This is a genomic window from Niallia sp. FSL K6-0212 (genome assembly GCF_038007605.1).
In the GTDB taxonomy this organism is placed as follows: Bacteria; Bacillota; Bacilli; order Bacillales; family Cytobacillaceae; genus Niallia; species Niallia circulans.
On record NZ_JBBOXL010000001.1, the window covers coordinates 4,392,863 to 4,405,383 of the forward strand.

Here is a 12,521-nt window from a genome sequence, read left to right on the forward strand (position 1 = left end):
TATCGTAATTATTCCTATCATTTAAAATACCTAAAAAAAAATCTCCTTCCAAATGGAAGAAGATTTTTTTCATTCTTAATAATCCTATCTATTTGTACCTAGCTCGATTAACTTTTAGCCAACCACGCAGCACCAATTACCCCTGCTGTATTTCCAAGAGTCGCAACATCAATGACAGTTGACTCTGCTACACTTTTAAAGGAAAATTTCATAAAATTCTCTTTTACAGGATCTAACAGGACATCTCCAGCTTTTGATACTCCTCCACCTATGACAATTTTCTCAGGATTTAACGTATTAGCAATATTTGCTAACACTAGCCCTAAATGAAATGCAACAAATTGAACGATTTCATTAGCTAATTCGTCCCCTCCTTTAGCTGCATCGAATACATCTTTTGCTGTAATCGCCCCTTCTTGATCTAGTAACGAATGAAGCTCGCTTAATGTATGCCTTTCCGCTAATCTTTCTTTCGTTAAACGAACAATTCCCGTTGCAGATGCAATCGTTTCTAAACAGCCAGTTTTCCCACAGTTACAAGGAGCTCCATTTTCCACAATTGCAGTTAGATGACCTATTTCACCAGCAGCTCCTTTAACGCCTTGCACAATATCTCCATTAATAATAACGCCTCCGCCAACACCAGTCCCCAGTGTTACGCAAACTAAATCCTTTGCTCCTTCTCCAGCTCCCTTCCACATTTCACCTAAAGCAGCACAGTTAGCATCATTATCAATCGTTACTGGCAATCCTAAATCTGCTTCAAGGCGAGCTTTTAAAGGAAAATTATCGGGCCAGCCTAAATTTACCGTATTAAAAATAATTCCTGTTTCATAATCAAAAGGACCTGGCGCACCCATTCCTGCACCTAAAACATCCTCTTTCGAATGACCTAATTCCTTCAATTTAGCATCAATGGATTTTGCAATATCAGATGTTATATTTTTCCCTTCCTCAGAATTATCTGTCGGGATTTCCCAATGATCAATTAAATCGCCATTTAAAGATAAAAAAGCAATTTTCACCGTTGTTCCGCCTAAATCTATTCCAGCTACCCATTTTTCTTGCATCACACATTCCCCCGATTTCTCTTATCCTCTAAGTATTGTATTTCTTGATTAAGCAGTCGCATAGCAGAATCGAATTCTTGTTCTTTTATTAATTGAGATTGATATAATTCTTTAATTTCGGATTTCATTAATTGTAAATCGCCTACTCGATCTCCAACATAAATGATTGTCCCGTACTTTTTTAAAAACTGCTGCACGTCATAAATTGTTTGCATGGTACCCCTCGATTTCATTCTTTTTCTATCCACTGCAAAGGTTTGCATAAAGTGATAAATTAATCGTTTTCAAATTAAGTATAAAGGATACGGACTGTTTCCTCAACAGCAGATTCTTTTCCCTTATTAGGAAAGTAAATATATGTTTAAAGCTAGAAAACAAAAGATATTCCCACCTCTTTCTTCTTTTATCATAATTTTCTTTTCCATACATATATTTAAAGAAGTATAGATGAGACAGGCTCATATTTTGAGCATACTTAACATGGAGCGGTGAAAATAATGAAAAAAGATTTTATTCGTTTAAGTCTTTCTCTTATTATCCTTATTTCTATTTTCTATATTTTTCAACAAAAGCAGATTGCTAAGGAGAGTATCACCTATTTTCCGATTGATCCTACTGTCACTTTTCCGAAAGCAAACACAACTCTTACTTTTAGTAAAAAAAGATTTGATGAATACAGTATTCTTTGGGAGAGCCATTCATCCATTAATAAGGTCGCATATTTACGGCAGGATATGAGCTTATTGTATGCAAATGGAAAACTAATAAACACAATGGGAGAATGGAAACAAAACACTTTGGAGCTTTCAGGAAAAAAAACAATCGTGGAAAGAGAAAGTAACTTTTTACAAGCAATAACTTTTCATTATGCGGAAATACACGATAGTAGTGAAAGAATTTTCAGTTCACAAAAAACTTCCACGGACAACTTATATATTATTAACTCCAAGTTTGAAAATGCTCCCCTAACTTTTCATACTGCCAGCAACTTAACAGAAAAGGATTGGGCAAAGACCTTAGAGAAAGAAGCATTAAACAATGTAGAGTATGCTTATCTTCAAGTATTAAAAAAATTCCATATTTCACCTGAGCAATATCATACAAAACTATTACTTACAGACTTAATCAACTATAACGATGCACCTCTCCCGAACTTTTCAAAAGAACAAAGCGCAAAAATAATTGGACAACTAACAGAGGGGCTCTATAAAAATTATTTTCTTGGCGTTATAAAAGAAGATGGAACCATTGCTGATCCCATCGGTAGTTCTATTCCTGTATTATTAATTAATGATAACCATCTTCTTATCTTATTTACAACAGTAGATGGTGAGTCAATTGTTTTAAGACAACAAATATCTACTCTTTAATTTTATCCCATAATAGAAGATATTTAGAATTGTTTTCGTCCAAATTTATCGCTGATTGTAAATACTTCCTTGCTTCTTCCAAGTTCTTATTATATATACTTACAACCGCTAAATTATAATATGCTTCATGAAATTCTGGATTTATCGCGATTGTTTTTTGCAGGTTCTTCTCTGCATCATTTAGATTACTCTTCTTAAGTTGAATATAAGAAAGTAAAAAGTAGTAATCTTCATTATTCTTTGGTTCCAGTTTCTCCAAAGCCAATTCAGCCTGATGAAATTTCTCATCATGGATATAATCATGGATCAGCATATAGGCTGATTGTTCTTGTCTTTGCAATACATCTTGATGGAATGAATAAAGGACACCTATTCCCAAAAGCAGTATAGTAACAAAGGCGGCACCAAGCTGGATTTTCCAGTTTTTTTTCTTTGGAAAATGAACAATCGCTGTGGCTAAGAAGCCGCCTATCAAACCACCAATATGTCCTGCATTATCGATTCCTTGTATAGTAAAACCAAAAATAAGATTGATAATTATGATGATAATGACATTCCAGCCCATTACACGAAAAAATAGCTGGGGAAAGCGCCACGCAAAATAAAGAAGTGCACCAAAACAGCCAAAAATCGCGCCGCTTGCACCAGCCGATAAAGACGGACTTAATAAATAACTAGCAAATACCCCACTAAACCCAGCAAATAAATAAATAAACATAAATCGGCTCGATCCAAAAATCCGCTCAATTAATGGTCCAACATAATATAGAGCAATGGAATTCATAAGTAAATGCAAAATACCAATATGTAAAAAAACAGGTGTTACAAATCGCCACCATTCCCCATTGGCAATTAAATAATTTACTTTTGCTCCCCATCTAATTAACGTTTCACTGTTTGTACTTCCGCCACTTAATTCCATTAAGAAAAATACAATCACTTGAATAGCAATGAAAAAATACGTGATACATGGTTTTCCAAAATTAAATAACTGTCTTTCTTCTTTTTCATTTTGTCTTAAGCGTGTAAAGATAGCATCTTTATATTTTTGAATATGCGTTTCTCGCTCTGCTTCCGTTTCTGGCATACCTTGTAATTCTGCTATTTTATACTCTCCTATTTCCCAGTCTTGGACGGATCGATCAAGAAGAACTGTTTCAATTTGTATTTTTTTATTTGGGCTTAAAAATACTGGATTGATAATATGTTCATATGAATCTACAGGCGGATAAGCAGATATATAAATGCTCACCACCCTAAGGGAACGACTATGCAGCGAACTTCTTATCCTTTCAGCATTTAACGCTGTCCTTTCTATATCCCTGCTTAACCAATTACTCCAGTTAATATCGATTTGAAATAAGCGAATAACGGGAGATTTTGATTTATTCTCTTGAGCCTCTAGCCATATTTCTTGTTGATCTTCTGATAAGTAGATAATTTTATACTGATATTCATTTACTAGTATATGGATGATTCTCCAATACTTATAATGTTCTAGCTCCATCTGTTCTCTCCCTACTCTCCGAACATCCTGAAAGGTAATGACACTATATTCTTCAAGTTCTTAAAAATAGTTGCTTTTTAAGGAAATACGATTTCTATGTAACAACACTATATATGTTTCTTTTTTCCTTCATTTCATTTAAATGTCACAAAATCCATCTTTCATTTTAGCTTATTTTATGTATTTTATAAATGAAAGTGACATTCGACAAGCATATCGCTTGAAGATATGAACGTTATTATTTGTTATTACCTTTTTAAAAAGATTAAAAACACATTTGGTAAAAGGAAAAAAGGATAGAACAAAGTAACCAATTGGTACCATTATGTTGCGGACACTCTGTGTATACCTTCTCCCTTTTTGGGATCTATTTATCATATTTTCAAAAAATCCAATTAAAGATATTTGATATATGAACAAAATCTTGATATTATCCATTTGAGAACGAACGTTCGAATAGATATTAAGATAGCAATTATTTAGCACTATGTCAAAGGATATCAACCAATTACCGTATACAAAAAGCGGAAAGTCTTACTGTATCAAATAAAAATCTTTAAAATTTAACTATGAGGTCTTTTATAATATGTATGTAACGATTGCAGATTTTATTAGAGAATGGAAGCGGGAGGCAGAGAGCTGACTCAAAAGATTTTAGAAGGTTTAACCGATGATTCTTTACAGCAAAAAGTCTCCCCTGAAGGTCGTACATTAGGAAGACCGGAATATTTAGCTCAAATTCGGGCAGAAAATAAATGAACTAGATAATGCAAAAAATATTCCTGCTGCAGCTAAAGAAATAACCGATACATTTAAACTTCTCAGTTCTACTGCAATCAAAGTGATAGAAGAACAATGGACAGACGAATCCTTGAAGGAAGTGCAATCAGCCTTTGGCAGAGAAGAAACAAATGCTCAAATTTTAATGGGGCTCATTAAGCATATTGTTCATCACCGTGGACAACAAGTTACAATTCTGATGCAGCAAGAGTCAAACCATTTGGAGTTTATGGACCATCAAAGGAAGGTTGGATTCTTGTAGGACTAGACAAAGACAATCCACCACTTTAACAGTTCAAGAAGATATCCTTGTAATACTAAATGTACACCTTGGCATAGATTAGCAAGACAGCTGAGTTTCGGCAGTCTAAAAGCAGAGCATAGGATTAACATGACTTGTGTATTCAAGCTTACAGTAGCTGTCCCTTACACTTTTAGAAGCCAATAAGCCAAACAATTACGTTACTTCTTGTAATTGTTCGGCCTTATTTTTGTGCAGGCTACTTATTCCCAGCTCATTTAAACGCTATTTTCCGTCGCATCTGTTCTTTTTTATTCATTGATAAATCGTATTTTGCGATCGTCCAAAAACAGAGTTCATTGTCATTCTTTTTACACTTGGAATATTCATTAATATTCTAACTGCATATTTACGAATAAATGGACTTCTTAATACCGTATTAATGACACGATACCGTTTTTGAAATAAATAATATCCACCTAAAACAATTAGTAAAATGGAGAATACTTTTGACATTTTTGAAATCCCTCCTACTAACTAGTTTGGTAATAATATTATTTTTTATCCGTGTAAACGAATGAAAATGTTAATGTATTGACGTGATTAAAATTATTACAAAAAGAAAAGTATATATATCAACGCAGCTAAGAAGCCGGAAAGAACATTTACCATATCATTATTAAAAAGTGCAAAACCCTTTATTTTCACTAAGTTAGTGTGACATTCTACTTTTGATTCAACTATTCGACCACAAACAGGACATATATATTCCACTTGTACAAAGGCACCTAAAAGAGTATCCACGATATTACCTAAGAATCCAAATACAAGGATGACAAAAAAACTACCAAACTCCAAAGCAAATAAGAAATTTGCTGTTAACGCTATTAAGAGTGATCCAGCAAATGCAGCAATTGTTCCTAGGACACTGACTGCTCCAGATGTTCCAGTGGCCGCTTGTTTAAACGTTCGAACAGAGATTGGCTTTTTCTTGCTTAAGGATCCAATCTCTGATGCCCATGTATCCGAGTTGGCAGCTGCAAGAAGTATGGCGAATACACTAATCCAAACTGATTCTTTTGCAAAATAATAGATGATACCAACAATTGCTGCAAAACCTCCATTTGCCATAACTTGCCATGCATCTCGTTGTGACCCTTTTTTGGTTTTGTCCTCCATCGCCTGTTTAGTTTTGCTTTTATATTTTGAAAGCATACTAGAAGAAACAAAAAATACTCCTAGAACTACTAATCCTTTAGAGCCAAACCCTAGCGCAATTCCGCTCCCAACAAAAAAAGCCGCAATTGCGCCACTCATCGTTAATGATCTGCGTTTATATGCCAAATAAGAGACAAATAAAATGACTACTGCATACATCATACTACTCATTTGCGTAAATAATTCCTTCATTTGTAATTATTTTCTGAACAGCTAAATCATGATTCTCAACGGGAATTTGCTGCTGTATTTGCATAGAAAATGCTAGTGATATTGTTTGTCCATCATAATTTTGCAAAAAGCGGTCATAATAACCGCCCCCAAATCCTAATCTATATCCTTTTGGCGAAAAAGCTAATCCAGGAACAAGAAGTAAATCAATTAGTTTAGAATCTGTTGGTTTCGTTTTTTCTATAACTGGTTCAAACAGGTTACTATAAACCGATTCAAGTTGATTAAATTGCTCTAATTCGCGAAAAATCATTTGTCTAGATGCAGGGATGCACTTGGGAACACTTACTTTTTTACCTAATTGCCAAGCTGTACGAATAATTTGGTATGTATCCACCTCAGGAAATTTGGAAATGGTAATCCCTATATGACTAGCAGAAATAAAGGAAGCATCATTATATAATTGGGAAGCTATTTGGTAGGACATATGCTCATATTGTGGTTTATTGATTGATTGGAGTAGTTTTATCATATCTGATCGGAATTGTTTTTTTTCCTGCATTTTATGTACACCTTCCTTACATTTTCGTTATAAATATGAAAAAAACAGAAGGGATATCCCCCTTCTGCTTATTTTGTTTCACGATGAACTGTAGTACGTTTTTCTCTTGAGCAATATTTTTTTAGCTCAAGACGATCTGGATTATTTCGTTTATTTTTTTTAGAAATGTAGTTACGATCACCACATTCAGTGCAAGCTAACGTAATGTTTACACGCATGTTTATTTCCCTCCAAACTATAGGTTGCTAGTTCGTGCATACGACTTTTATATGATAACATCTTTTGTTAGGAAATGCTAGTACTTGTTTTCATTAGAATATGATTCATATCTAAAATATCCTTTTTTTCTGTCCCCATAATGGACCAAGCCCGACTAATACCAATTGATTGAGGCATTACCTCCATATTTAAAGAAAAAATACTTACACTGGAGCCTTTTGCCATAGGCTGATATTTGAGGGTACCATTTTGATTATTGCTCCAAATATGATCAGTATGCACATTCCACAGAGGTTGTACGGTTCTCTGTTCCATGCAGCTTGAATTATGTTCTCCATTTACTAAATATAGCTGTTCCTCAATGGAATGATAGATGACGTTTTCCGTAGGTGATACAAAAGAAAGATGATTATGAAATGCTTTTGGAAAATAATTCAAAACTAAAACTTTCATTTTTTTCGGTTCTTGAGAGTGATTTCTGACAAAAATCTCATTATATTGAATTTTTGAGTGCTTGTGTATTTGTTTTACATGAACGGAAATAGAATGTTCTGGTATTAATTTTTCATAACCATTTTGAATCCAATACGTTTTTCCATCAACCCAGATTCCAGGAGTTGTCGTTATTTTTTTTACTAATAACTTTCTTTGAACACTTTGATAGTCTTTTTGTAAATCGGCCTCAATTTTCATTCTTCCTTCACCTACTCTAATATTTTTAATTAGATATGGATTCCTTCACCTTTGCCTGTACAATCAATTCATCAAAAATTCTTTTTGTCTCTTCGCCAATTCGATTCCAGCTAAAAAGCTGGCTAACTAATATTTGCCCTTTCTTACCAATTTCTTTACCCACGGCTGGATTTTCTACTAAATACTCGATATTCTTTACTAAGTTTTCTGCATTATTTGGCTCCATATATAGTCCTGTCTCTCTATCCTTAATGATTCCTTTTAAGCCGCCTGTCTGGGATACAATTGTTGGAATAGCGAAAACAAGGGATTCTAATGCTACGATTCCAAAAGGCTCATAGGAACTCGGTATAACAACTATATCTGCTAGTGCATAGTGTGCATTCTTCTGTTCTTCCTGCAAATACCCTATTAAGTGAACACTTTCTGCTAATTGATGTCTTTCAATAAATTGTTGATATTCATCATACATCGGACCGACTCCAGCAAGAACGAAACATAGATCATTTCGCTTTTTATGCAACTTTCTTGCTGCTTCTAATAAAGTTCCAAAGCCTTTTTCTTTTACCAATCTCCCCATAGCAAAAACTACTTTTTTGTTGTCCTTTGAAAAATTTTCAACCGGAGCAGCCGATATAGCTTCCTTCTTCAAGATTTCTACTCCATTGGGAATGATATTAATTTTCGTTTGTTCTACTTCAAAAATTGTCATTAACTCATTCTGCATATATTCGCTGCACACAATTAAAGAATCAGCTGTATCTATTAACTGGCTTTCTTTCCTATGGATAAATTTCTGCATTTCTGTATAGATACCACCGTTTCTTCCATGCTCTGTTGCATGTATGGTGGCTATTAAAGGAACATTTAATTGATTCTTTAAAGAAATAGCAGCTGCACCTACTAACCAATCATGTGCCTGCACTAATTCAAATGTTGTGTTCTTTCCTATCTCTATTGCTTTATCCCACATTGCTAAATTTAAGCCGCCAATCCAGTGAATAAAGTTTTGATCTTTACTATAAATTGGCTTGACCCGATAAACAAATAAGCCAGCCTTTTCTTCTACGTCTTCGGGATTTTTATTCATCTCTTGTGCTGTAACAAGATGAACTTCATAGCCATTTTTTATTAAGCTATTTGTCAACCCAACTACATGAGCACCAAGACCACCAACTATATTGGGCGGATACTCCCAAGATAAGATTAAAACACTCTTCTTGTTTGTCGGTTTCTTTTGAGACCGAACCGGTTTATGGATTTGTATCGTTGTATTTAAAATTGGATATTTACTTTCTCTTAAGGAAAGCCAGTCTTTATCGATTGGTCCTTTCCAATAACCGTTTAATTTGTTTGCCGCTTCTAGATGGTTTGTTACTTCTTCACTTGTCCAATTATTATCTTGATAAAGGAGAGCGCTTAATAACAACCATTCCTTTTCCATCTGCTTCTGTACTCTATGAGTTGCTGGCGGTAAAGAAATTTGTCTCCATTCATGAAGCTCTCTTTCCAAAAATGCTAAAGCAGCATAGGAAGAACGATGTTTAACAACCTCTTCTCTCCCTCTGCGCTCTAAGAAGGAAGCACAGAGATGGACACAATCCATTCCTTGACTGAATTGCTTTATATATGTTTCAGGCGTAATATGAACCATATAGCCTTCATCATTTAAATAACGAATACTTTTATTCAACTCGTCTTGTATCTTTACATAATCAGCTAAATCAATTGGGAAAGTTAAAATGGACTCATTTATGTATGGAGGATAGGATTCTAGCAAATCTAAGATCCATTTATCCCATACTTGTTTTGTTGCTTTCTCCTCTTTAAAAAGTTGATACAGCTTTTCTTCCACAGGAAAGAACACAATATTATGTGGTGATTCAACCGCAATACCTGTATCATTCGGTAAAGGATCACTATGATCGATTGTCCTACTGTTTAAATAGCTATAAGAAAAGTTCTCTTTTTTCAAATATAAATCTAAACCAGGTGAAAAATTTCCTTCTGGAAACCAAAATCCTGTCGGCCGGTAGTCTAAATAATCATCTATAATGGATAAACCTAACTCTATTTGTAATTGAATACCTGTACTTGTCGATACATTTGATAAAGGCGAAAAGGAAGCGGGACTTGCCAGCAATTCGATCCGCTTTTCTTGGAGAAGCGATTTAAGAACCTTCAATAGATTTGTTTCTTTATCTATCCAGAAAGAATACAATTCATCATCGGGATAGTATTTTTCTAAAAATTCTGTTATTTCTTCTCGAAATGACTGCGCATCAAGTTGTTCGAGATAAATTGGCGGAACAACAATTTGAATGGTATATGGAAGTTGATTCTTTTCTGTTTCGAAAAGAAACTTGATAAAGTTAATAGTCTCCGCATATAATTCCTTTTTCTTCTGTTTATCTTTTGAAAAATAGTTCATAAAAGGAATCTTATTAATTACAATCAGTTGAAAATAGGAACCATTCATTTCTTTTTCACATCCTCTTGCTCTTCTAATTCATAATAGCTATAGGTGCTTACGTGTTCAATCCAATTTGGGACAGAAACATCCCCATTCTCCCACTCCTGTAAATCCTTTGCTAATTGGCCTGTTTGGTTATGTGCAGTTCTCGGTGTATGCAAGGGATTTGACTGTAATATCGGTAAAAAGGATTGATACACATCAAGAACCCCAATTTCGAAACAAAAACTTCTATTGGGTGATAAGTCTTGTAACACCACTGATTCTTGCCTATTTTCAACAGGCAGAATGCGAGAATTATGCGCATTTCTTCCATTATAGATAATACTAGTTATATCATTAATCTTTACTGCTAGCGAACAAGTTTCCGGATCAATATCATAATAAGTTGAAATTAACTGCCATTTTCCTTCGGGAATTCTCCAAAATACTAATGCAGTGTCTTCCGATGTTAACCAAGCTTCCATCCCATTTTTCTTTGCTAATAAATCCACGCTTGTCCAAAAACTTTCCGTTATATATGATTCCTGCTTTTGCATTTGGATTACATTCTTTTGCTCCTCGGCTTGTCCAGCATTCCCATGATGTTCTTGTTCCTTCACATATTTTTTCCATTGGTATTGTACTTTTCCTACAGTTGAATTTAGTTCGATGGCAATTTTCCGGAAAGACAGTCCTTTACGTCTTAAATTTACAATTTGTTCAATCAATAGAAATTGCACCTCTTTCTAAATTTTATTTATCCAATGTCATTTAATTGCTGTGGTGTATGATCGCAATTTACTAGTATATGCATACAAGATTCCATTTAGTTCGCAATTTATATTTATTATGTTACCACTGAATGGGCATTGCCACAACGAACAGATTTTGTCGGAATATGCTTAAACTTACGTACGTTTATTGTAATAGAGCAAAAAAATTTTTTTTGCATTTTTCCATTAGCTAGTACAACATCGATTCGACATATGTTTTTAAAAATTCAAGATGAATTACGACATATTCTTAACTGTTTCGCAGATCTATTCGAATATTGTCATCCACAATCTTGATTTAATAGGAATTAACGATAGATAATGATAAAATATCTTTAGCTTGCTTTGTTCTTCTTTAGGTCTCTTATTATTTATATCATTTGAAATGAAGATTTTATTCTGAGGTGAATTATGTTAATTGTAATGTTAGTAATTATAGGAGTTTCTTTATTCCTTCTTATTCTGTCTCTTTTCATTCGTGATCCCATTAAAGATTTACGAGAGGAAATAGATCAGCTTTCCATTCAACAAGTACAAGAGCTATACAAAATAAAAAAGAAATTAAAACTATTAGAAGAAGAGTTAATGATCGGTGAGGAAGATTTTTCTTTAAAGCCATCTTCTACCCTAAAAAACCCATCCGCAATGGAAATGGATAAACCACAGCCCATTCACGCTATTATTAAAAACCAAGTCTGGACCCTTGCAGCTAGCGGAGTACCGATTGAGCAGATTGCCAATCAATCTTCCTTATCTATCACTCAAGTTCAGCAAATTATAAAGGAAAGGGTCGAAAAGTAACTAAATGAAAAAGCATAGTTTACGTTCATTTGCCATCGGAATGCTCCTTTCAGCAAGCATTATTGGTAGTTTTTATTACTATCTCGAAAATAAAGGTCAAGAACATGCAACGATTAGTGTATCTGAAGCAACATCCTATCTACAAAAAAAGGGTTTTACTGTGTTAGCAGAGGACGAATATAATAATTTACAAAAGCAAATAGCAGAGAAGAAACAAGAACAAGCAAAATCAGCAGCAAAAGAAAAGAAACAGGAAGAGCCGAAAGAAGAACAACATGAGAACATTGCCTATACGTTAAAAGTTAAAAGTGGTATGAGCATCTCTCAAATTGCTGAGTTATTATATAAAGAAAAAATCGTCAAAGATCAAGAAGAGTTTGAAACATACTTAATTGATAATGGCTACCATACCAAAATTCAAGTTGGCAGTTTTCCTTTAACTAGTGACATGAGTCATAAAAAAATTGCCGAAACTCTTACGAAATAAACGAACTGGAACATACTTAAATAAGTAATCTAAAAGGTCGAACAATCCATATTTAGCTATTAAGTATAAATGAAGCACACTAATTAGTTAAAAGCTATGAAATAATGAAACCCCAAAAATTATAGAGATGTTGTTAGTATCTCCGTATAATATTTGGGGTGAAATCCTTTGTTC

Annotated in this window: 13 protein-coding genes and 1 pseudogene; 4 read left to right on the forward strand and 10 right to left on the reverse strand. The window is 34.0% G+C overall.

The window, feature by feature from the left end; translation table 11 throughout:
• Window positions 1-107 precede the first annotated feature (107 nt).
• Window positions 108-1,070 (reverse strand): ROK family glucokinase, encoded by a 963-nt coding sequence (locus MHH96_RS21215; RefSeq protein ID WP_047941252.1) that lies wholly within the window; start codon window positions 1,068-1,070, stop codon window positions 108-110.
• Window positions 1,070-1,285 carry a YqgQ family protein gene (locus MHH96_RS21220; protein ID WP_047941253.1) on the reverse strand — a complete coding sequence of 72 codons (216 nt, stop codon included), beginning with the start codon at window positions 1,283-1,285 and terminating at the stop codon, window positions 1,070-1,072. Before MHH96_RS21220 ends, MHH96_RS21215 begins: the two co-directional genes overlap by 1 nt.
• Before the next feature lie 282 nt (window positions 1,286-1,567).
• Here MHH96_RS21220 and MHH96_RS21225 point away from each other — a divergent pair, with 282 nt between their 5' ends.
• A complete protein-coding gene (locus MHH96_RS21225) occupies window positions 1,568-2,440 on the forward strand; it encodes a hypothetical protein (RefSeq protein WP_095322372.1) in 873 nt (290 codons plus the stop codon).
• Here MHH96_RS21225 and MHH96_RS21230 read toward each other — a convergent pair.
• A complete protein-coding gene (locus MHH96_RS21230; RefSeq protein ID WP_341117983.1) occupies window positions 2,430-3,947 on the reverse strand; it encodes a rhomboid family intramembrane serine protease in 1,518 nt (505 codons plus the stop codon). The genes MHH96_RS21225 and MHH96_RS21230 overlap by 11 nt on opposite strands.
• Before the next feature lie 586 nt (window positions 3,948-4,533).
• Between MHH96_RS21230 and MHH96_RS21235 the strand changes: the two are divergent.
• A pseudogene (locus MHH96_RS21235) lies at window positions 4,534-5,018 on the forward strand (DinB family protein).
• A gap of 265 nt (window positions 5,019-5,283) precedes the next feature.
• On the opposite strand, the gene MHH96_RS21240 reads toward MHH96_RS21235, so the two are convergent.
• The 7 genes from MHH96_RS21240 to MHH96_RS21270 form a co-directional block, all read right to left on the reverse strand.
• Window positions 5,284-5,484: a hypothetical protein gene (locus MHH96_RS21240; protein WP_047941256.1), complete on the reverse strand. Its 201-nt coding sequence runs from the start codon at window positions 5,482-5,484 to the stop codon at window positions 5,284-5,286.
• A 96-nt stretch (window positions 5,485-5,580) separates the two neighbouring features.
• A complete protein-coding gene (locus MHH96_RS21245; RefSeq protein WP_047941257.1) occupies window positions 5,581-6,357 on the reverse strand; it encodes a DUF92 domain-containing protein in 777 nt (258 codons plus the stop codon).
• Window positions 6,350-6,919 carry a 5-formyltetrahydrofolate cyclo-ligase gene (locus MHH96_RS21250; protein WP_095322370.1) on the reverse strand — a complete coding sequence of 190 codons (570 nt, stop codon included), beginning with the start codon at window positions 6,917-6,919 and terminating at the stop codon, window positions 6,350-6,352. Before MHH96_RS21250 ends, MHH96_RS21245 begins: the two co-directional genes overlap by 8 nt.
• 68 nt (window positions 6,920-6,987) lie before the next feature.
• Window positions 6,988-7,137, reverse strand: coding sequence for a 50S ribosomal protein L33 (gene rpmG, locus MHH96_RS21255; protein ID WP_016204868.1), 150 nt, complete (start codon window positions 7,135-7,137; stop codon window positions 6,988-6,990).
• Between the two features lie 67 nt (window positions 7,138-7,204).
• Complete coding sequence (locus MHH96_RS21260; RefSeq protein WP_095322369.1) at window positions 7,205-7,831, reverse strand: hypothetical protein; 627 nt, start codon at window positions 7,829-7,831, stop codon at window positions 7,205-7,207.
• A gap of 25 nt (window positions 7,832-7,856) precedes the next feature.
• Window positions 7,857-10,310 carry a glycosyltransferase gene (locus MHH96_RS21265; RefSeq protein WP_095322368.1) on the reverse strand — a complete coding sequence of 818 codons (2,454 nt, stop codon included), beginning with the start codon at window positions 10,308-10,310 and terminating at the stop codon, window positions 7,857-7,859.
• Entirely contained in the window at window positions 10,307-11,014 is a 708-nt protein-coding gene (locus tag MHH96_RS21270) for a DUF4912 domain-containing protein (protein WP_095258964.1), read from the reverse strand. Before MHH96_RS21270 ends, MHH96_RS21265 begins: the two co-directional genes overlap by 4 nt.
• A 456-nt stretch (window positions 11,015-11,470) precedes the next feature.
• Between MHH96_RS21270 and MHH96_RS21275 the strand changes: the two genes are divergently transcribed.
• Entirely contained in the window at window positions 11,471-11,860 is a 390-nt protein-coding gene (locus MHH96_RS21275; protein ID WP_144545182.1) for a hypothetical protein, read from the forward strand.
• 4 nt (window positions 11,861-11,864) lie between these two features.
• Window positions 11,865-12,347 carry an endolytic transglycosylase MltG gene (locus tag MHH96_RS21280; protein ID WP_047941262.1) on the forward strand — a complete coding sequence of 161 codons (483 nt, stop codon included), beginning with the start codon at window positions 11,865-11,867 and terminating at the stop codon, window positions 12,345-12,347.
• Window positions 12,348-12,521 lie beyond the last annotated feature (174 nt).